General features: G+C 34.1%; 28 protein-coding genes. 12 read left to right on the top strand and 16 right to left on the bottom strand.

Features of this window, described 5'->3' with window-relative positions; all coding sequences use genetic code 11:
• Positions 1-3: 3 nt before the first annotated feature.
• The 14 genes from NAT51_RS03040 to NAT51_RS03105 form a co-directional block, all read right to left on the bottom strand.
• Positions 4-210 (bottom strand): hypothetical protein, encoded by a 207-nt coding sequence (locus NAT51_RS03040; RefSeq protein WP_250595001.1) that lies wholly within the window; start codon positions 208-210, stop codon positions 4-6.
• Between the two features lie 34 nt (positions 211-244).
• Positions 245-655 carry a hypothetical protein gene (locus NAT51_RS03045; protein ID WP_250595005.1) on the bottom strand — a complete coding sequence of 137 codons (411 nt, stop codon included), beginning with the start codon at positions 653-655 and terminating at the stop codon, positions 245-247.
• Between the two features lie 69 nt (positions 656-724).
• Positions 725-1864 carry a hypothetical protein gene (locus NAT51_RS03050; RefSeq protein WP_250595006.1) on the bottom strand — a complete coding sequence of 380 codons (1140 nt, stop codon included), beginning with the start codon at positions 1862-1864 and terminating at the stop codon, positions 725-727.
• A gap of 5 nt (positions 1865-1869) precedes the next feature.
• The gene (locus NAT51_RS03055) at positions 1870-2553 is read right to left on the bottom strand and encodes a potassium channel family protein (protein WP_250595007.1); all 684 of its coding nucleotides are present in this window, start codon (positions 2551-2553) and stop codon (positions 1870-1872) included.
• 346 nt (positions 2554-2899) lie between these two features.
• A complete protein-coding gene (locus tag NAT51_RS03060) occupies positions 2900-3076 on the bottom strand; it encodes a DUF3606 domain-containing protein (RefSeq protein ID WP_250595008.1) in 177 nt (58 codons plus the stop codon).
• Positions 3077-3229: 153 nt separating this feature from the next.
• The gene (locus NAT51_RS03065; protein ID WP_250595009.1) at positions 3230-3433 is read right to left on the bottom strand and encodes a hypothetical protein; all 204 of its coding nucleotides are present in this window, start codon (positions 3431-3433) and stop codon (positions 3230-3232) included.
• 26 nt (positions 3434-3459) lie between these two features.
• On the bottom strand, positions 3460-3618 hold the full coding sequence (locus NAT51_RS03070; RefSeq protein WP_250595010.1) for a hypothetical protein: 159 nt from the start codon (positions 3616-3618) through the stop codon (positions 3460-3462).
• Between the two features lie 152 nt (positions 3619-3770).
• The gene (locus NAT51_RS03075; RefSeq protein ID WP_250595012.1) at positions 3771-3983 is read right to left on the bottom strand and encodes a TM2 domain-containing protein; all 213 of its coding nucleotides are present in this window, start codon (positions 3981-3983) and stop codon (positions 3771-3773) included.
• 4 nt (positions 3984-3987) lie between these two features.
• Positions 3988-4590, bottom strand: coding sequence for a PH domain-containing protein (locus NAT51_RS03080; RefSeq protein ID WP_250595014.1), 603 nt, complete (start codon positions 4588-4590; stop codon positions 3988-3990).
• Positions 4591-4603: 13 nt separating this feature from the next.
• On the bottom strand, positions 4604-5179 hold the full coding sequence (locus NAT51_RS03085) for a hypothetical protein (RefSeq protein ID WP_250595016.1): 576 nt from the start codon (positions 5177-5179) through the stop codon (positions 4604-4606).
• Positions 5176-5622, bottom strand: coding sequence for a hypothetical protein (locus NAT51_RS03090; RefSeq protein WP_250595019.1), 447 nt, complete (start codon positions 5620-5622; stop codon positions 5176-5178). Before NAT51_RS03090 ends, NAT51_RS03085 begins: the two co-directional genes overlap by 4 nt.
• Before the next feature lie 103 nt (positions 5623-5725).
• Positions 5726-6394, bottom strand: coding sequence for a response regulator (locus NAT51_RS03095; protein ID WP_250595021.1), 669 nt, complete (start codon positions 6392-6394; stop codon positions 5726-5728).
• Between the two features lie 9 nt (positions 6395-6403).
• Positions 6404-8107, bottom strand: a complete 1704-nt coding sequence (locus NAT51_RS03100; RefSeq protein ID WP_250595023.1) for a tetratricopeptide repeat-containing sensor histidine kinase — start codon at positions 8105-8107, stop codon at positions 6404-6406.
• A gap of 53 nt (positions 8108-8160) precedes the next feature.
• Entirely contained in the window at positions 8161-8409 is a 249-nt protein-coding gene (locus NAT51_RS03105; protein WP_250595025.1) for a hypothetical protein, read from the bottom strand.
• Between the two features lie 333 nt (positions 8410-8742).
• Here NAT51_RS03105 and NAT51_RS03110 point away from each other — a divergent pair, with 333 nt between their 5' ends.
• Both NAT51_RS03110 and NAT51_RS03115 read left to right on the top strand, forming a co-directional pair.
• A complete protein-coding gene (locus tag NAT51_RS03110; protein WP_250595027.1) occupies positions 8743-9639 on the top strand; it encodes a hypothetical protein in 897 nt (298 codons plus the stop codon).
• Positions 9640-9902: 263 nt separating this feature from the next.
• Positions 9903-10157: a hypothetical protein gene (locus NAT51_RS03115; protein WP_250595029.1), complete on the top strand. Its 255-nt coding sequence runs from the start codon at positions 9903-9905 to the stop codon at positions 10155-10157.
• A 443-nt stretch (positions 10158-10600) separates the two neighbouring features.
• Here NAT51_RS03115 and NAT51_RS03120 read toward each other — a convergent pair whose 3' ends face one another.
• Positions 10601-10960, bottom strand: coding sequence for a winged helix-turn-helix transcriptional regulator (locus tag NAT51_RS03120; RefSeq protein ID WP_250595031.1), 360 nt, complete (start codon positions 10958-10960; stop codon positions 10601-10603).
• A 123-nt stretch (positions 10961-11083) separates the two neighbouring features.
• On the opposite strand from NAT51_RS03120, the gene NAT51_RS03125 reads away from it, so the two are divergent.
• Genes NAT51_RS03125 through NAT51_RS03145 form a run of 5 tightly spaced genes read left to right on the top strand, consistent with a single transcriptional unit; the run spans position 11084 to position 15822 of the window.
• On the top strand, positions 11084-11932 hold the full coding sequence (locus tag NAT51_RS03125; RefSeq protein WP_250595033.1) for a DsbA family protein: 849 nt from the start codon (positions 11084-11086) through the stop codon (positions 11930-11932).
• Positions 11933-11971: 39 nt separating this feature from the next.
• Complete coding sequence (locus NAT51_RS03130; RefSeq protein ID WP_250595035.1) at positions 11972-12919, top strand: VOC family protein; 948 nt, start codon at positions 11972-11974, stop codon at positions 12917-12919.
• Positions 12912-13385: a hypothetical protein gene (locus NAT51_RS03135; protein ID WP_250595037.1), complete on the top strand. Its 474-nt coding sequence runs from the start codon at positions 12912-12914 to the stop codon at positions 13383-13385. Before NAT51_RS03130 ends, NAT51_RS03135 begins: the two co-directional genes overlap by 8 nt.
• The gene (locus tag NAT51_RS03140) at positions 13363-14784 is read left to right on the top strand and encodes an FAD-binding protein (protein ID WP_250595051.1); all 1422 of its coding nucleotides are present in this window, start codon (positions 13363-13365) and stop codon (positions 14782-14784) included. The genes NAT51_RS03135 and NAT51_RS03140 overlap by 23 nt, the downstream gene beginning before the upstream one ends.
• A gap of 18 nt (positions 14785-14802) precedes the next feature.
• Entirely contained in the window at positions 14803-15822 is a 1020-nt protein-coding gene (locus NAT51_RS03145) for a pyridoxal phosphate-dependent aminotransferase (protein ID WP_250595065.1), read from the top strand.
• A gap of 156 nt (positions 15823-15978) precedes the next feature.
• Here NAT51_RS03145 and NAT51_RS03150 read toward each other — a convergent pair whose 3' ends face one another.
• Positions 15979-17955 (bottom strand): alpha-ketoacid dehydrogenase subunit alpha/beta, encoded by a 1977-nt coding sequence (locus NAT51_RS03150; protein ID WP_250595067.1) that lies wholly within the window; start codon positions 17953-17955, stop codon positions 15979-15981.
• Positions 17956-18131: 176 nt separating this feature from the next.
• On the opposite strand from NAT51_RS03150, the gene NAT51_RS03155 reads away from it, so the two are divergent.
• The 5 genes from NAT51_RS03155 to NAT51_RS03175 all read left to right on the top strand — a co-directional run bounded on the left by NAT51_RS03155 (position 18132) and on the right by NAT51_RS03175 (position 21181).
• Positions 18132-19085, top strand: coding sequence for an isopenicillin N synthase family dioxygenase (locus NAT51_RS03155; RefSeq protein WP_250595069.1), 954 nt, complete (start codon positions 18132-18134; stop codon positions 19083-19085).
• A 79-nt stretch (positions 19086-19164) separates the two neighbouring features.
• The gene (locus tag NAT51_RS03160; protein WP_250595071.1) at positions 19165-19497 is read left to right on the top strand and encodes a translation initiation factor; all 333 of its coding nucleotides are present in this window, start codon (positions 19165-19167) and stop codon (positions 19495-19497) included.
• An 11-nt stretch (positions 19498-19508) separates the two neighbouring features.
• Positions 19509-20381 (top strand): nucleoside phosphorylase, encoded by an 873-nt coding sequence (locus tag NAT51_RS03165; RefSeq protein WP_250595073.1) that lies wholly within the window; start codon positions 19509-19511, stop codon positions 20379-20381.
• Positions 20382-20831, top strand: coding sequence for a DinB family protein (locus NAT51_RS03170; protein ID WP_250595075.1), 450 nt, complete (start codon positions 20382-20384; stop codon positions 20829-20831).
• The gene (locus NAT51_RS03175) at positions 20828-21181 is read left to right on the top strand and encodes a GNAT family N-acetyltransferase (RefSeq protein WP_250595077.1); all 354 of its coding nucleotides are present in this window, start codon (positions 20828-20830) and stop codon (positions 21179-21181) included. The genes NAT51_RS03170 and NAT51_RS03175 overlap by 4 nt, the downstream gene beginning before the upstream one ends.
• The last annotated feature ends 81 nt before the right edge of the window (positions 21182-21262 follow it).

Raw genomic sequence — 21262 nt, forward strand, 5'->3', positions numbered from 1 at the left:
TCTTTAATCTTCCCAGTGGCAGAGTGTCAAACCAAATTGACGGGCTTCTTCTACTGTTACTTTTTTAATCACATGCTTACAGGAACTTAAACCTCTGCAATACTCCTTGTAATGGTATCGGGTAGCTCCTTTTGAAAAACAAATATACACTTTATCATCCGGAGAATGAGTAGTACAACACAAGAAGAAGATAATACTGATTAGTTTCATGGTATTTGAATTTTAAAGCATTCCTGAATAAACACTATTCTGTTTTCAAGGTATACTTGATTCCTTTTTTATCTTTGCCCTTCAATAAATCATAACCTGTCCATTCGACCTCTACATCAAATGCTTTTCCTGTAGAGTCAATAAGCATTCCGGCCCCGTACTTCCCTTTTACGATAACATTCCCTTTTACATTATTCCCCAGACTGTCGGTCCCCACAACATCATAATTGTATTCATAATCGTTATAAGATCCAGTCCTGTATTCATATTTCCGTTCCGGATTCTTGTGATAAGTTTGCGCCTCTTCGGGTGTTATCGTCTTGATGTCCTCCGGGAGGATTTTATTGACAAACGTTGCTATTTTTTCTTTAGGTTTTGGTGCTTCGTCCTTACAGCTAACAAAAAGTACCCCAAAGAAAGATACAAAAAATAGTTTTTTAATCATAAGCGTTTTTTTTATTTAAAGTTAGTGATGCAATGGATGCTTGTTTTACGGGAAACAGTAAATAGAATATTATTCAGAATCAAAATTTACAGGAATTTTAGTTGTTTTAATAATAGGTTCCTTTAAAATTTTCTTTTCATATATTGGGGTAATTTTATATTCTGTATATTTTTCATCTTTAAATTTTTTATGTTCAACTATAGCAGATACTTTAATGTTAGCATCAATTCCCTGCATGAGATTATCATTACTCAGAACTATATAGTATTTACCTTGCAAAACATTTTGATTAGTAAAGCTTTTATATCCCCCAATTCCTTTTCCAAAATCAAATCCTCTATATTGCTTCCCGGAAAAAAATAAATCCTTATTTGTTTCATCAACCAAACCGTAAGCAACATCTTCTCCAGTAGAAGGCAACGCTAAATCGGTTACTGCTCCTAAAGCTAAAGCTCCCAATGGGGACGTTGTTAGTCCGGCAATACTTTTTACTGTAGTTGAAATTGTCCTTTGATTATTCTTCCAAGCAATATTTGATTCTTCATTTACACCAACCCAGTATGCCCATGCAATGACATTTTTAGATTCATAATTTGTCAGAGTATTATTTGGTAAAGTAAAAAAAACTGCCGTTTTATTGCCGTTTTCATTAGTTGTTGAATGAACTCTCTGAACTTTGTCAAGGATTATTTCTTCTCTTATTTCTTCAGAAGCCAATACTTTTCTTATACCGGGAATTTTAATACTGTCCTGTTTTATTAAAATATTTTCAGTATAAACATTCCAAGTTGTATCCTGCTTAACTATCCATTTGATTGCTGTATTAAAGTTTATAAATTTTTCTTCTTTTGGAATGCGTTGAATTTTAATCTTACATATTCTTCCTGAAAGTGCACTATTGTAAAACTTAAACCTGTAAATAGATTTCTCATCAACGTTAAATACTTTGTTTTCAATTTTTTTTGCTTTAAAATCCGAAAACTTCAAAGTTCCTGGAAAATCCAAAATATGTAGTTCCTTTAATTCTTTACCGTTTACTTCATTAAAATTGAAGACAATTTGATCTCCTTGAGCAAAGCCGTAAATCAATTCTGTTTCGCTGAGAGCACCTATTTTAATTGTTTGTTCGGTAACATCTATCGGTGTTTGGGAAGAAACCAAACTCGAAATCAATACTGAAAAAATTGCTGAAAATAATTTTCTGTTCATAAAACCTAATCAATTTTATTATTATCATTCTTATTTGATTCAACAAGAAACCAAGAAGAAGCATAAGCAGTGAAAGTGCCAAAAAGTCCGACACCCCCGGTCATTAATATTATTGCAATAAGTCTGCCTTCAGTAGTTACCGGATATTTATCTCCATAACCAACAGTTGTTATGGTAACATAAGCCCACCAAATTGCATCCTCAGCAGTTTTAATGTTGCTTTGAGAGTCTCTTTCAACTTGTAAAATGGCAATAGATGAGAATATAATAAGCATAATGGCAATAATACTTACTGATGTAAAAGTGCTTTGAGCTTTGTTTTTAAAAACATGGCTCACAATATTCTTTGTAGAGCGAAAAGCTTTTAATATTCTTAACAATCTTATAAGCCGCAGTATTCTACCAACTCTGACATAATCAATAACTGGAATAATCGAAATTAAATCAATCCACCCCCAATACATAAAACGCAATTTATTGGGAGCCTTTCTAAAATGAATAATGAAGTCAATTAAGAAAATCACACAAACTGCATTGTCTATAAAATTTAGTAACCTTGATGTTTCGGCAGGAAGAGTGAAAATTGCATCTGCAAAAAATGATCCTAAAATATAAATTGATAAAACCAGTATAACTATATTGAAAGGGGTTAATTTTTCTTCTTGGGTTTGTGACTGTGATTTAGGCATATTTGATAAATTAATTCAGTAAAAAAATTTTAAGCTTGCAAAATAAGAGTAATACCCCTCTATATTACTTATTATTAACATATTAAATTTTAATAATGCCATGACTTAGAAAGGTCAGTTTCTTTAATAAACGTGTCAGATAGTGCGAAAACATATTTATGATCTGTAATAATAAAACTAAAAGAATTTATTCCTTAACGATTCACCATAATTACTTGTATTAAGTAAGTATAATTACTTAATTTTTGGTTTTCCTTTCTTAATTTGTCTATACAAATAGAGCTACGTTTATTTAACTATTATTTACACATTTAAAAGAAGCTGTAATTAAACAGCTTCTTTCTAATTACTTCCCTAAATACGTTGCAACTGCTGAAGCTGAAACTCCCACAGCTTTTACAGCTGCTAAAAGTTGTTCTTTTGTTACACCCCATTTATTACACCAATACGCAACTTCCCAGCTTTCGTGAATATTCACTTTTGAAGCGTCCTGTGGGATTTTTTTACTTAAATCATCTGACATAATTATATAATTTTAATATTATTCGATTTATATCCACACTCATTTTGAATCAATAGTTTTAACCATAACAAAATTGAGTAATAGCACCTTACCCATATATAAATCTTAACTTACTTCTAATTTATACTTTTGACGGGCTAAAAACTATATTCGCTAACTAGTGTGACAAGCATTACAGCATGTCTTACATCCATTTGATTTTGGATACGTTTTCTTAGCTTCTGCAACTGCATCTTTGCAGTTTGAATAACTGCCTAAATATTTTCTATTTGATTCACTTGGCAAATAGATACAATTCTCTGTATGCACTTCATGATCTCCATTAGATTGTGCATTTTTGTTTACGTAGTACTTCATAATATTAATTTGTTATTTAAAAATTCTTAATTCAAAGGTATTCCTGCATTTTTTGCTTCTTCTTTTTCAATTGCTTTCCACTTGTTGTAATTCAATTCGTCCTTAGCCTGCAGGTAGGCCGCCGCAACAAGTCCGGCATGCACATAAGCATCCATTGTATTCCCGCTTTTTTTTAGCAATTTCATATTGTCTCTCACTATCCAATGCGACTTGGTTTTCTATTTTTTGCATGTCATTAGCGACCTGCTTTTCCATACCTCCTCCAAAGAAGAAATACAACAATCCTATTGCAAAAATTAAACTGATAATTCCTTTTACGCTTTTACTCATCTTTTTTTTATCTAAAATCATTATTATACTTCATGTTAAAAGAGCTCTCCGACATCAATAACAAACCAAAAAATTCGAAGAAAGCCAATAATGCCGGAATAAAAGTCCAACAAAATATAAGATATAAAATACCCTGTACTGATTTGCCAAGGTAAAACTTGTGAATTCCAATTCCTCCAAGAAAGAAGGCTAATACAATAGCTGTAATTTTACTTTTCATAACTTTAAATTTTAGATAATACTTCTGCCTTTTTATTCTCAAATTCCTCCTGTGAAATGATATCAGCATCCAATAGTTTTTTTAGCTTTTGAAGTACTTCCATTGGATCTTCTTTTATTTCTTGCACCTGAGGAGATGGGACTGCTGCATTAACCGTAATACCACCACCTGCAGCAGCTCTTTTATTTTCAAGATCAATCTGTCGCCTGTAATTCTGCATCTCTTCTTCTTTACCTTGTCCAAACTGATAAAGTCTTCTGGCTTGCGCTTTTGGCAAATAATCCATCATATCGATTTGCCCTCTTACGGTTTTGATTTTAAAATCAGCACCTAGAATGTTTTCTTTTATATGACAATCTGCAATGTCTTTCCATAAATAATCCTGAAAATCCATTGAAAGTCCAAAGTTTTTGGGTCTGCAGAATATTATCCGCTTATTTGTCAATGTTATACAATCCGGTGAAAGGTTAATCGCTGGCTTTTTTTGCACTGCTATGTATTCTATTTCTTCTCCACTCGTAAGCAATCCCGATACTCTGCTTAGAAGTTTTTCAACTGCTTTTGGGTCTTGCTCCTCGTTCAGGAACTTTTTTAAATCGTTTATCATAACTTTTATTTTTTTAATCATTACTAGTTTCTGCACCAAACATTATCCCAATCTGGTCACTCCCATTTATAAAATATTTCACTCCATTCTTTATGGTTGATCCTTCGACATTGTTTACATCAAAATCTTTATCCAAAATTCCAATGTCTTTAAGTATTTTTCCACGCTCATTAGGACTTAAAGCGGGATCGACAGCTGCAATTACTCCACCCATAACCATTATTATATTTAAACCCGAATTAGTTGTTCCATCACCTTGACCAATCATCATTACACTTCTAAGTGATTTGTCTTCCTTGTTTATTTGCATAATAAGACCTATATGTGAATTTAAAGTGGCACTGAATGTCTCATTATCTTTTCCAGATGAAGTCTTAATCTCTCTAATCAGTAAATCTGAATCCAAATCATTTTTCATAAAACCATTGAAATTTTCCTTAAAATCTTCTCCTGAATCAAGAATTTTCTTAACCTGGTGTATTTCAATGCCGCTTGTTTCTTTCTTCTTATCATCCTCACTCCCAAATGCCATGATTATAAAACCGGAAACGATAAAAACAGATAATAAATGACGTACTCTTTTTTTCATATTTGTTTAATTTTAAAATTGGTTATTTCTACTTTATAAATGAACAAAGGCAATGCAATACCTAACATATACATCAGAAAATCGATTGCATCAAATGTCCCGCTGACCAATCTGAGGTATTGTCCGGTTTCTGAAATAGTCGCTATTACCGGTAGTCCGAAAATCCACAAAATGTTTTCTTTTTTTAGATGATTATCCCACAAATACAAAATGATACTCATATAGGAAAACATCCATAATCCGTCTGGTAATGCGTAAATAATAAAATCCGGAATGTTTTCGTCTTTTCCTGTAATTGCTCTCAATCTGGCAACACCTTTATCCAGATTGCATTGCTCAAACCAACTGAACATAACTAATGACCGACTTCTGAAAGCGACATAAATCAGACTCCCGATTATGAGTGTTAAAAAATGACCTATAAATAATTGCTTCCATTTCATAGCCAAACTTACTCCCATTAAAAACCAATTCCTTACGGGAAACCGTAACGCATAAAAAAAGCCTGTAATTAATTACAGGCTTCATCTTTTAAGAAATAAATTATCATACCAATCCTAAATCTTTTGCTATGGCTACTAAATGGGTTGGATTATTGGCTTTAAAATAATCTTTCAGTTTGGCTATCCTTTTTTCAATGGTACTCTTACTGTTGGGAGTAATACCAAGTTCCTTAAATTTATACTCCATCGCATCCTGTGGGACACCAAGAGAAAGCTGTTTCAAAAGCTGAATGTCAAAATTATCAATTTCACTGGTCGTTTTATCCTGATACACAAATTGCAAATCAGGCGACAGGTATCTGTCTTCACCACTATAAACTAATTGTATCGCTTTCTTTAGTTCAGAACTGCTGTTACGGCTTTTCAATACATAAGCCTCAACTTCCGTTTCATCCAGCAACTTTTTAATAGTATAGGAACGCTCATCAATTGAAAAGGCTATCACTTTAATATGCGGGTACACTTTTTTTACTTCTGCAATCAATTCTTCCCCCGACTTTAAAACAGTGTCCCTGTGATCGGCTTTAAATGATAAATCTGATACCAGTAGCTCAAAGGGCTTTCTGTCTAATTCTGCTTTTTTTATTTTAAGCAAAGCTTCATCACAATACTTGGCATAAGTCACATCGTTAATGCCCAACTCGGTCAGTGCTTTTTCTGTGGCGATATTATTAAGGTCTATGTCGTCAACTACCAATACTTTTGTAAACATATCTGAAATTTATTTAGGAAAGGTTATTTTTATTTTACATCCCTTGTTGATGGTTTCAAAAATAAATGTTCCGTCAATGGCATCAATACGGTTTTCCACATTCTGGAGTCCGCTCTTTCTGATTTGGTCTTTTAAAATTCCTATTCCGTTATCTGTGTATTCTATCATAATCAAATGGGAATCCATATCAAATCCAACAATAACAAAAGTAGCCTGACTGTACTTTTTCATATTAACCATAAGTTCCTGCAATACCCGGTAAACGGCAATTTTTTTCTCATTAGTAACCTTTGGCCAATTAACCGGATTATTTGTTTTGATTATGACCTGTCGCTCTCCCGTTTTATAACTGTTAAGCATTTCTATCAAATACATTTCAAACTTCTCTCCTGTGTCAATGGTATCGTTTTCTTTCGAAATATTACGCGAACGCTGGTAAATACCGTCCAGTAAATTGATTAGTTCTTCTTTGTACTGTGGTTCATGAATGGGTTTTGTTTCCGCATAGGACATAGTATGGAAAACGTCATTAGCTAATTCATCATGGACTTTCTTCGCAATTCTTGTCTCTGTCAAATAAGAAGTTTTCAGACGATCTTGTTTTCTTTTGTTCCTGAAGTAATTAATTAAAAGAATAAGCAGCGTCAACAATACTGCCGCACCTGAAATCCAGATATTCTTCTCATTCTGGCTTTTCTGCAATGCCAGATCCGTCGCAATGTTTTTGTTTTTGAGCTTTAGGTTTTCTTCCTTTGCTTCTTTAGAATCATACTTGATTTTTGCAAACTGGTTTTTAGCATTATTCCGCACTTTTCTAATACTGTCATTTAAACTGTTAAACCGCAACGCATATCGGTTTTTGCCTTTTTCCTTATTATAACTCATTAACAGTTGCAGGGCTTCCAAACGCTCATCAACACTATTAACCGCAGTGGCTTCTTCATAGGCATGATTGGCATTTTCCAGGAATTGGCCAAAATCCTTGTCTTTATAATATTCAGATAAGTGCAGATAGCTTTCAATACTACCGTAAGCATCTCCGTTCTTAATTCTCGTTGCCAACGCTTTGTTCATTAAACGAAGACCGGTTTGATTTTCATTTTCTTTAAAACAGGCAAAGCCTAAATTATCAATAACTCTTGCTTTCCTGTTTTGATAAGCTTGGGTATCCAAAAGACCTGATTTTAAAATATCTTCAAGAACCAACCGGGCTTTGGCATATTTCCCTTGCTCAATATAGACTGCGGCAATGTTATTTTGTGGAGATTGTCTGTCAGCTTCTGTTTTGGCTAATTCTCCCGATTTGGCATACCGCTCAATGGCGTCATCATAATTACCCAATTCTTTTGAAATAACTCCTAACAAGTTATAAGCAGCCGCATCGTAATCTTTTAATTGATACGATAGTAATTCTGTAATGGTTTCTTCACTACCGGTATAATCCCCATATACCTGCTGGGTTTCGGCCATCTTGTAAAGGCAATACCCAATATTGGCAGAATCCTTATCCAGTTCAAACAAAGTCTTGGACTTATCAAAATAAAAGAATGCACTGTCATATCTTTCTGAACCATAAAAGGATATTGCCTTATCCCTTAATACAAATGCAATGGTGCTGTTTGGATTTGAATCTGTTTTACCCGGTATCGGTTCCTTCTTGCAGGAGCTAACTAAAGTTAACAGTACTAAAATAAAAAACGGGGACCGTATCATATAAGTTACTTTCCCCGAATTTACTAATTAATATTAAAAAACCTACAATTCAATTATGGTTTTGGCGGTGGCGGTGGAGGCACAGGAATCGGATCATCACCGGGCCCAGGATCGTTTACAAGAGTTGTCATGAGTGTATCAAGGGAAATTGAATCGGTTTCCCTAAGAGTCATGTTTTCAATACCGTGTTGAACCGGTTTCTTTTTTGATTCGTTTACCATGCTGTCCACACTGTCTGCATCGCAGGAAATAGCCATTAAACCCATTGCTGTAAGAACAGCCACATATATTAACTTTTTCATGTTTTAATTCCTTTTAAAAAACACATAGGTCTGGCCGTCCGAAAACCACTTCCGGATCTTTAAAACCATCTCTAGGATTACTTTTAGAGTACTCTGTTATTTTTTTTGGGAAGTATAAAGCCGGTTATCACACAAGGGGTTATCTAAACTTCCCTTTTCAGATTCCAATGCGGAAAACCGTACTTTCATTAGAAGTAGTTTTGTACATTTGTTCCTATCGCGAAATAGAACAAGAACTAATTCTGGGACAAAGATTTATCTATTTTACTGGGTTATAGCAATGTAATTCCGGTAATTCCGATGAATTCTGATAGTTCCTTTAAATTCCGGAAAATGCCTATGTCAAACATTACTTCTGAAGACTACATCAAAGGGATAAAAGCAAAATATGAAGTGGAGAAAAAGGGAATTTATACCGACTTTTTACTGGAAGCTTCCCCTGCATTACTACGTGATTTATGTCTGATATTATATGATAATGGTTTAACCAAAAATGATGAAACTATATTTAAAATTTATTTTAAAACAAACTCATCCGAAGAACTTAGGAATATAATCTACAATTACCATATCCCTAGATTTAAAGCAATACAAAACTTTTTAAAATCAACTGAAGAGAACAAAACAAGTAAGCAAAATCTTAATTTAATAGCTGTTCTGCTCGATTTTGAACCAAGACCTTTGGCAAGATTTCTTGAAAGAAATGGTCAACTGCCTGAAGAAGATAAAACACAAGGAATTATAACATCAAATCCTTCAAATGAAAAGGAGCTTCAAAAAAAAGAAACTCCACAAAGTTTGGTTTCATTACAAAATAATCTTCTTATACAAAACCACGAAACAAGATTCAGAGTAAATAAGAAAGTTATCATCATTGGCTTACTTACTCTATGTATAATTATATTCTTGTTTGCTTACAATCTTACAGCCCATAAAGACTGTCTCGAATGGAAAAATGACCGTTACGTGGAAGTTGATTGCAAAACAGAAACCAATGGTTTCGTAAATTTGGATTCAAAAATTCCTTATAGTGAAAACCTACTTCAAATCAGAAAAATAATTCCCACAGACACCACGACTTATTTCAAAAACGGAAAAGCAATAATATGGTACTGCAAAAACGGAAAAGAGAACATCGAACTTTTCAATACTCCCGGACATCATCCTGTAAATGGAAAACCGTTGCATTGCATTACTGAGTATATGATCAACAAATACCTAAAGAAATAAAAAAGCAATATAAATTCCGCGCAACCTTTTAAACAATTCCTGACTATTGGGTATAACTAATCTTTATACCCATGAAAAATTATCACAGAATTTCTTTGATCGGCTTACTTACAACAACATTGTTTTTCTCTTGTTCAAAAGATGAGGATAACCTACAAATACAACCGGAAGACTTGAACAGTTGAGCTTATATCCTTGATGCTAATCCGGAAATTACAACACTGACGCCAGAAACAATACATAACTTATGCGCTCCAAATGCCATGGCACTAATAAAGAAAGGATCTTCACAAAGTTACACTCTTATAGTAGGAAGAAAACCGGTAGTAGCACAATGGAATGTTCAATCAGGAAGTGGTATAACGTTTAATGATGGGGAACTTACGGCAACCGGAGCTGTTGTCAAAATAAATTTCTCAAATAACTTTACAGCAGGATCCGTAAAGGCTGTCGGAACATTGTCATCAGGAGAAATGTACGGTCCCATTTTAAATTTTAAAGCGGGCAGGCTGTTTTAATTCCGGAAACTGTCAGACTGGCAAATACAGCTCCAAACAATTAGTAAGCAATCTATAAGATTAAATTGTCTTTTTAGTCTTTTATTCTTGCTGGAAAAGATGTATCTAAGTCGGGGTTGACCCATACTTGACCCATACTTGACTCATACCAAAGCCATATCAAAGCCATATCAAAGCCATATCAAAGCCATATCAAAGTAATGGTTGACCCGTAGTTGACCCGTAGTTGACCCGTATCAAAGTGCTGTATAATTACAATACAATTGCTGTTTTAGTAAGAAATCATTGTTCCAAAGTGTATTACGCATTAAACATATAGTACAAAACAATCCAGGATAACGGCAAACCATAAAAAACCGTCTCGTTGTGCACAACGGGACGGTTTACTAATTAAAATTCAAAATAGTACTATTGCAACAAGTCCAATAATTCTGTTACAGGACTTAGTTGTTTTCTTTAAATATATGTTCTCGATGATTTATACCCCATTCAGTAATTTTATGAATTAAGTGCTCCATTTTTCTTCCATATGGAGTGATTTCGTATTCTACAGTTATAGGTTTAGTGTTCATTACTGTTCTTGTAATGAGTTTGTTTATTTCTAATTCTTCCAAATCTTTTGATAGTTTTTTAGCACCAATGCCATTTGTTGTCTTCTTTAACTCCATGAATCGCATTTTGCCATGTATAAGTAGCGTAGCAATTATTTGGATCTTCCATTTTCCAGATAATACCCCCATAGTATCTGAAATGGCTCTTATTTCTCGATTACATTGTTGTGTTAGAATAATTTCTTTTTTCATTTTAGTAATTTAGTTTAGTTAGTTTCTTCTAAGAAACCAGTTTCCTATAGGAAACACATATCAAAAATATGCTATTTGTATTTAATTTTGAGAATTAAAAAGTAAAAATAAGATTACAAAATAATGAAAGCGAAAATTTTTTTATGGATTGTAGCGGGGTTTTGTGTTATGATTCTCAGATGTTCGCTAATTAAAAATGACACTTCAAAAGCTATGGAAAATACTACTAATACTAAAAAAACAGATTACGATAACGGTTTTGCATGTGATGTGAATACCGGAAAGTGTACAATATCTCCCAATTCCAATGATGAGATTGAATCTTCATTATCAAATATTAAAAGTGGGAAATTGATTTATGTAGGAGACCCAATATGTTCCACTTGTTTGGCATTTTCATCAGAGATTAAGGAGTTGAAAAAAGAGTTTGATGGAGTATTAGACTTTCAATTGGTATTAGGCGGGCTTAGACCTTATGGAACAGAGCCAATTAGTAACATGAGAGATTATTTACTACCGCATTTTGATAACCTGGCTAAAATGACTGGGCTCCCTATCAATAATAAGGTCCTGTATGATAATTCATTTATCCTTGATACTGAACCTCCTTCCAGAGCAGTAGTCGTAATGAGATCGCTTGCTCCTAAAGTAGAAAATGAATTTTATGAGAGAGTGCAAAAAGCCTTTTATTTAGATAATAGTAATACAAACTATGTTGAAGCTTACTTAGATTTTGTAGAGGAATTTGGAATTAAAAAGGAAGTATTTAAAGAAAAATTTGAATCTAATGAAATGAAAGAGTTAGTGAAATCAGATTTTGAATTTGCCCGCCAAATGGGAGTTAGATCATTTCCTACGGTGTTGCTTGAGTCAAATGGCCAATTTTCAATTATTTCCCAAGGGTTTTCAAAAAGTGAGGACATGATAAATAAAGTGAGGAGTCAATTATATTCGAAATCAAGAGAAAACTAATATAAAACAGATTAAAATTAAATTAAAAAACATACTGCAATGACTAAACCAAAATTAGATTTACCAATTCAATGTTTTAATATAGATCATTATACTTTGATTGTACCTAATGCCAAAGTTGTTTCTGACTTTCATCAAAATGTGCTAGGGTACAAGTTAATAAACACAATTTTAGTTAATGCAGGTTCAGCTTCTGAAGGTAAGCATGATATGCTGAACTATGTTCTTGGTTGGCCAAATAATGAAAAAGGGGTAATGGTGGTAACTGAAGGCTTAACTAAGGAGTCTATTTTTCATAAGTTTTATGAGAAGTTTGGACAAGGTATACACCATGTAGCTTTTGAAGTAGATGATATTGAAGATATTTTTGAGCTATTAGTTACTAAAGGAATAGAAATGACTTCAGATAAGATATTAAGAGATCCGTTATCAGGATTGAGACAATTTTTTATTTCAAATAAATATGCAGGGGTCTTCATTGAGTTGATAGAAAGAAAAAGTGAAACGGAGGATAAAACTTCTGAGAAACAAGGTTTCTTTACTCATGATAATATGTCAGGATTAGCAAATACGATGAAGTCCTATTTAGATGATCCTAACTTGAAAAACGATGATGATATTAAGTCTTTAGATAAAACAAATTATTTTGAAGTTATAGAGAGTATTGAAGTCGATAGAATTGACAATATTCAAATTAACGTTGCCGAAGTTCAAAGTGCAAAAAAGTTCTTAAATAGTGTTTTGGGGTTTAGTATAGAAGGTGAAAAAATGATTAACCCTAATGAAAAGGATAAGTTTTTGAGCTTAAGTGAAATTCAGGAATCACAAAACGGAGTTATTCCGGTAGAATTAGCATTAAAAACATTCAATTTTGAGAAAAGCAAAAATATTCTTGAATCCTTGAATTTAGATTTTAAAGTTGAAGGAGAAGCCATAAGGTTAGAGAAAGAATATGCTGGTTATCCGCTAACCTTGTTGCATGACTAAAATTTTTAGCGTAGAGTTTTTAGCTGAAAAAGTAAAATTAATAGAATTTTTAAAAAATCCTTTTAATCTTAAATATTGGACTGTACATACCAATTTGGTTGTAATGGAAGATATGTGCTATGAAATTACTAGTTCAACTGGAGAAAAAACAAAAATAAGTGTAACCCATAAGAATCATTCTTTAGATGATTCCCTAGATTTCACATGGATTTTAGAAGGGGAAATTAAAAAACAATTTCGGTTTTTAATAAGTAATGGAATCAATGGTAAAATGAGTGTACAGGTATTTATTCCTTCCACAGCTTTAAGTAAAAAGTTATTAGATCTTCAACGTTTATTAAGCGTTGAGTTTAAAATATTGGAACAGCTTCTAAATGATGGAAAATACGAACTGACGGAATCTGAGAAAATGATAATGAAAGAATACCATAATAAATATGTTAATGACAGAGCAAGTGTTACCTAAATTCGAAGGAAAATTCAGTAACGAAGAAGATGCCTTAGCAAAGGTGAAAACAGATTTTGGACAAATAATTACTGTAAATTCTGTTGGGTGTTTGAACCCTAAATCAACAGAAGATGTACAAAAGATAATACATTATTGCAATAGAAACGAAATTCCAGTTAACACAAGAGGGATGTCTCATTCGGCAAGTGGTCAGTGTTTAGTAGATCAAGGTATTGTTATTAATATCAAGACCATGAACAAGATTCTTTCAATAGATTTTGATGGAAAAACGGGTTCTGTTGTTGTAGAAGGTGGTATTACTTGGGAAAAACTTGTAAGAGAAACGTTAAAGCTAAATGCAACCCCACCCACGCTTACAGATTGGCAAAAATTGACTGTCGGAGGAACCATTTCAACTGGAGGATTGGGTTTTATGAGTCATGATTCTGGAATCCAGGCAGATAATGTTCTTGAGTTAGAAGTTGTTTCTGGCGATGGTGAAATTAGAATATGTTCGCTTACTGAGAATAGTGATCTTTTTAACCTTGTAAGGTCTGGATTAGGACAGTTTGGAGTAATTACAAAGGTTAAAATGAAATTAAATCGTGCTCCAAAAATAATGCACGTTACAAAATTACTTATTGATAATGCTAAGGAGTTTCATGATTTAAGTACGCAACTACTAAAAGAACCTGATTTTGAATGCATACATGCTTTTTTAATTCCCAACACAAAGGTTGAATTTGGAAAGAAAATGGGGCAATCCGTTGTTGCAGAAAATTCCGATTACTTTGCTGAAAAGTGCAAAAACGAAGAGGAATTTACCTTTTTTGTAGAATTGGTACAGTATGAATATGAAGATCAATTTTTTTTAAAAAAGGAAATTCCTTTGAATGGTTTAAAACATAGTTATCAAGAAGATTTTTTTAGCTATGTAACAAAAGAGCCTCCCTTAATAATTACTGAAAAGGAGAAAGGGAAAACAGCTCATCCAGAGTTAGCTACTTTTATCCCGTTTTCACAGTTTTCTGGTTTTATGAATGAATTTCAATTGATGCATAAAGCTACAGATATGAGCGATGGCCCTGTACTTTTTATTCCAATGAAATCGTCAAGCATTCAAACTCCTTTATTTGTAAAACCTGAGGAAGATTTTTACTTTATTGGAATATTAAGAAACGCCTATCCAAATACAAAAGAGCGCATAGAATATTTAAGTGAATTAAACAATGAATTGTATCAGATCGCTATAAAATATGGAGGAAACAGATATCCTTGTGACAGTATTAATAAACCTGGAAACCCAGAAGAATGGGCGGTACATTTTGGAAACCAATGGCCTGATATGACAGCTGGTAAATTAAAGTTCGACCCTAATAATACCTTTCGCTCTATGTTAAATATATTCCACAAATAGAATAGATCAATTTATATTATGATTTTTTTAGATAAAAATGAGTTCCCGTCTGATTTCCCAAAAAGTATCAAGGAAGAGGTAATTAGTGAGTTAATAATTTCTGACTGGAACAGATATCCAGTTGCAGAGTCACAAGAGCTTATAGCTTTAATTGCTCAATTGAATAGTGTTCCTACTGATTCATTGATTCTTGGGAATGGATCTTCTGGCTTAATTATGAGATTCTTAGGGGAGCTTTCAAAGCACTATAATAGAATTGTTACACCAAATCCAAGTTTTGAACTATTTGATATTTGCCCAAAATTATTCGATCTAAACCATATTACTTGGGATTTTAATAATGAATTAGATTACGATTATGCGGGGTTTCCTAGAGGTAAGAATTCAATTTATGTGTTTTGTACACCAAACAATCCAACAGGAACTTTAATTGATCCAATATTTGTTGAAACTGAAATAGCTAACGATCCATCTAGTGTTTTTTTAATTGATGAGGCATATGCAGAATTTGCGAATGATTCATACGCACATTTGACTCAAAAATATAACAATGTCATTGTTTTGAAAACATTCTCGAAAGCTTTAGGAGCTGCAGCAATTAGATTAGGGTATGCTATGTGTTCAGATACTATCAAGAACCAATTGAAAAAAAATGATCTTCCCTTTAAGTTCTCACCGTTTACTATCATTTCCGCCAAAGTGTTACTAAATAATTTTGAGAAAGTTATTCAACCTAGAATTGAAAGAATTATTGAAGCTCGTGAAAAAATGTTTCACACTTTAAATGAAATGCTTTTAGAGGGGGATGTTAAGGTTTATAAATCTCATGGAAATTTTATTCCAATTCGGTTTTACAATGAGAACTTAAAGAATGAATTTATACAGCGATGTACTGATTCAGAGGTAATAATTGGTAAAGTTAGAAATTCTCCTAATTTTTTTCGAATAACAATCGGATCAGAAAAAGAAAATACTAAAATCATTCGAATTATAGAAGGTTTAGTTTTAAAGCCTATTTGTATAAGCGATGGAGTATAGTAGTTGATTGCTCAGTATTCTATAAATATACAAGGCAGTCCTATGGGCTACCGTCTGTTAAAGTACAATAAAAGTGCGTTAAGAATACAATATCCTTTACATATTAAAACAAAAAGCCGGAACAATTGCTCCGGCTTTTTTATAAACTATGAAATATTAATATTTCAATAAGTCCAATAATTCTGTTTCAAAGCGTCCTTTTGGTAAATATTGGTCTTCTAATGACTTCATAAACGGAATGGCACTCTCCAAACTTCCTACTCTTTTTACAGGTGCATCTAAGTATTCGAAGCAGTTCTCCATGATCATCGCCGAAATATCACTCGCCACGCCTCCAAATAAGCTATCTTCCTGAAGGATGATCACTTTACTGGTTTTCTTAACCGATGCATAAATTGCTTCTGTATCCAATGGTTGTAAAGTTCTTAAGTCTAATAAATCAGCAGAAATTTCAGGGTTTTTGGCCAATGTTTCCAAAGCCCAGTGTACTCCCGCACCGAAAGAGATAATCGTTACATCGTTTCCTTCTTTCAATAAAGAAGCTTTCCCTAACGGAAGTGTGTAGTAATCCTTAGGTACATCCTGGTATACACTTCTGTACAATTGCTTGTGCTCAAAGAACATAACCGGGTTCGGATCGTTAATCGCCGTATTCAGTAATCCTTTGGCATCATAAGGGAATGCCGGATAAACCACTTTTAAACCGGGTGTTTTGGTAAACCAGGCTTCATTGGTTTGTGAGTGGAAAGGTCCGGCTTGTGTACCACCTCCACAAGGCATACGCACTACCACATCTGAGTTTTCCTGCCAGCGGTAGTGTTGCTTTGCTAATAAATTCACAATCGGATTGAAACCGGTCGATACGAAATCGGCAAACTGCATCTCAACCACTGCTTTATATCCATTAATAGACAATCCGTTTGCTGCCGATACAATGGCACTCTCACAAATGGGTGTATTGCGCACGCGTTCTTTACCAAACTGCGCCACAAATCCATCGGTAATTTTAAACGCTCCTCCATATTCAGCAATATCCTGCCCCATGATCACTAAATTTTCATGGCGCTCCATTGACTGTCTCAAACCATTTGAAATGGCATCAATCACACGGATATTTTCCAATTCATCAAAATGATCTATTTGCTCGTATTCCCAAGGACGGTAAACGTCGTTCAATTCTTCATTCAAATCGGCTACAATCTCAGGTTCTTCCTGTACTTTAGCCCAATCAGTATCTATTTCTTTCTTGATTTCGGCACGGATGGCTTCATCTTCTTCCTCAGAAAGAACCGCTGTTAACTTCAGGTATTTTCTGTAATTCTCAACCGGATCTTTTTCGGCCCACATATCCATCAATTCCTGCGGAACATACTTCGTACCGCTCGCCTCTTCATGCCCACGCATACGGAAGGTCATGAATTCTAACAATACAGGACGGGGATTGTCAACCATCGATGCCTTCAACTCTGAAATCAAATTGAATACTTCTAAAATATTATTACCGTCAACCACATGGCTTTCCATTCCGTAACCAACTCCTCTGTCGGCTAACTGTGCACAACGGTATTGCTCATTAGTTGGTGTCGATAATCCGTAACCGTTATTCTCAATTACAAACAACACCGGTAAATCCCACACCGAGGCAATATTCAAAGCCTCATGGAAATCACCTTCAGAAGTAGCTCCTTCACCAGTAAACACAGCTGTTACTTTACCGTTTTGCTTTAATTTGTTAGCCAAAGCGATACCATCAGCAATTCCCATTTGGGGTCCCAAATGTGAAATCATACCAATGATTTTATACTCTTGTGTCCCAAAGTGAAAGCTTCGGTCACGGCCTTTGGTGAAACCGTTTCTTTTTCCCTGCCATTGTGAGAACAATCTGTGCAAAGGAATATCACGGGTTGTAAATACACCTAAATTACGGTGCATCGGTAAAATATATTCATCTTTGTCCAAAACCGAAGTAATACCCACGGATATCGCTTCCTGACCAATTCCGGAGAACCATTTGGATACTTTACCCTGACGGATAAGGATCAACATCTTCTCTTCAATTAATCTTGGTTTCAGTAACTTTTTATATAAATCTAAAAGCTGCTCGTTGGTTAAGTTTTTTCTTTCGAAGTCCATTTTTTGTATGGTTTTTTAAATCGCTCCCAAAATTAAAAAAAAATAACAGATATATCTGGTTTTGTGATATTTTTTAAGAATGTTAATAACTTTTAAAATAGATATAGTTTTTTTATATTTACATTTGTCAAATAAGGTTTTATCCTGAAAAAAGTTATTAACAAAAACTAAGTACAATGCAAAACATTCCAAGTGTTGACTTACGTGATTTCCTATCGGACGACCCGGTACGTAAACAAAAATTTGTAAATGAAATCGGAAAAGCCTACGAAGAAATAGGTTTCGTAGCATTAAAAGGTCACTTTTTAGATGACAAATTAGTAGAAGATTTATACGGTGAAGTACGTAACTTCTTCAGTTTGCCATTAGAGGTGAAAGAAAAATACGAAATCCCTGGGATTGGAGGACAAAGAGGTTATGTTTCTTTTGGTAAAGAGCATGCCAAAGGCCGTTCAGCCGGTGATTTGAAAGAGTTTTGGCACTTTGGCCAATACGTGTGTGAAGGTTCAAAATATGCAGCAGAATACCCTGCAAATGTTGAAGTAACCGAATTACCGAAATTTAACCAGGTTGGTAAAGATGCTTACCAGATGCTTGAAAAGACAGGCGTTTATGTATTAAGAGCTTTAGCTATTTATATCGGATTGGATGAATTTTATTTTGACCAATACATCAAAGACGGAAACAGTATCTTGAGACCAATCCACTACCCTCCTATTACCGATGAACCTAAAGACGGAGCTGTTCGTGCAGCTGCTCACGGTGACATCAACCTGATCACTTTGTTAATGGGTGCTCAAGGTAAAGGATTACAGGTACAAAACCATGACGGCCAATGGATTGACGCCATTGCCGAACCGGACGAATTAGTAATCAATGTAGGTGACATGTTATCACGTCACACCAACAATAAATTAAAATCAACAATTCACCAGGTGGTAAACCCACCAAGGGAATTATGGGGAACTTCCCGTTTTTCCATTCCGTTTTTCATGCACCCGGTTGGTGACATGTCCTTAAACTGTCTGGATAAATGTATCGATGAGAACAACCCTAAATTGTATGAAGACATCACAGCCGGTGATTTCTTATACGAACGTTTAGTTGATTTAGGATTAATCAAGAAATAATAAATTCCAATAATTTAAAATTCCAAATTCCAACTCGTTTGGGATTTGGGATTTTTTCTTTTTGTAATTTTACACAACCATGGATTTACAAGACCAATTAAAAAACTTATTCCCCGATCACATTCCTTCCAATGAACCGGAAGAAGTTGAAGAAACAGAACATGAATTATACGTTCAAAAAGAGCCTATGATTTGTAAATATGAGAAAAGAAAAGGGAAACCCATCACCATAATCGAAGGATATGAAGGTGAAGACGAAGACTTTAAAATTCTGGCCAAAGAAATCAAGACCAAATTGAGTGTTGGCGGCAGTTTTAAAGACGGAAGCATCATCATTCAAGGCGATTACCGTGATAAAATTATGACAATTTTAAAAGAAAAAGGATTTAAAGTAAAACGCGTAGGCGGATAATAAAAGAGAAAATGAGCGAAATTAAATCATCAGAATTAATTCTGAACCCAGACGGAAGTGTTTACCACTTAAACTTAAAACCGGAACATATAGCACACGATATCATCTTTGTAGGTGACCAGCACAGAGTAGAGAAAATTACTAAGTTCTTTGACTCAATCGAATTTTCAACCCAAAAAAGAGAATTCAAAACACAAACCGGAACACTAAAAGGAAAAAGAATTACGGTAATGTCAACCGGAATCGGACCAGACAATATCGACATTGTAATGAACGAATTGGATGCATTGGTAAATATTGACCTTGAAACACGTCAGCCAAAAGAAAACCTGACAAAACTGAACATCATCCGTATTGGTACCTCAGGATCGTTACAGGCCGATATTCCTTGTGAAAGCTTTGTAATGTCAAAATACGGATTAGGATTGGACAATATGTTACGTTCTTATTTAATCGATGACATTTCTGAAAAAAACATCGAAGATGCTTTCATCGCACAAACCAATTGGGATTTACGCAAAGGAAGACCATATGTTATTGCTTGTTCTGAAAAACTGGAGAAATTTATCGAAAGTGACCAGATTCATAAAGGATTCACCGGAACTGCAGGTGGCTTTTACGGTCCTCAAGGTCGTGTATTGCGTTTGAATATTCAGGATCCTGAGCTTAACCAAAAAATGGATGCTTTCAATTTCAACGGCACCCAAATGACCAATCTTGAGATGGAAACTGCTGCTATTTACGGATTAGGAAAGCTTCTGGGACACGAAACTTTATCTTTGAATGCCATCATTGCCAACCGCGCTACCGGTACTTTCAGTGAAGATCCATACAAAGCTGTTGACGCTCTAATTGCTTATACATTAAAAAAACTATCTGAATAAATGATTCACTTTTACGCCTATCAGATCGAAGAAATTATCAAGGAGACTAAAAAATCACACCTGATAAACATAAATTGGGATTACAGTTTTAAATCTTCGGCTGATAAGTGGTCAAAAAGTGAGGTCATGGGCCATTTAATTGATTCTGCAATAAACAATCTCAGAAGGTTTACAGAATCACAGTTTTCTGAAAAACCTTATCTGGTAACAGCTTATAATCAGGATGAATTGGTAAGAGTCAATAAATACCAGAAAAAAAAGTTTGAGGATTTATTAAAATTATGGTGTCAGCTTAATAAGCAAATTGCATTTATCCTTAAAGATGTTTCGGAAGAACAGTTAAAAACCAAAATCAACTTATATGATTTATCAATTTGTGATTTGGAGTTTTTAATCGAAGATTATATCACGCACATGAGACATCATTTAAAACAAATTTTTGAAGAATGAATTTAGTATTTGAAACAGACAGACTGCTACTTCGTCCTTTAGAAGTTACAGATGCAGATGATTTCTTTGAAATGAATAACAATCCCAATGTCAACCGCTATTTAAGAAATCCGTTATTGACAATAACCGACACAAAAAAGTATATCGATAAAATCCGCAATGAATATGCAAAGAATGGTATTGGAAGGTATGCTGTTGTTTTAAAAGAAAACAACAGGTTAATTGGGTTTTCAGGTTTAAAATTCAGGGATAAGGAAGAAAATAACCATTCCAATTTTTATGATTTGGGTTATCGGTTTTCAGAGGATTACTGGCGAAAGGGTTATGCTAAAGAAGCTGCTTTATTTTGACTAAATTACGGGTTCACTGAAATGAATCTTGAAATAATACATGCCTGTGCCGAAGATGAAAATATCCCGTCCAACAATTTG

Source organism: Flavobacterium amniphilum, assembly GCF_023634845.1.
GTDB classification, from domain to species: domain Bacteria; phylum Bacteroidota; class Bacteroidia; order Flavobacteriales; family Flavobacteriaceae; genus Flavobacterium; species Flavobacterium amniphilum.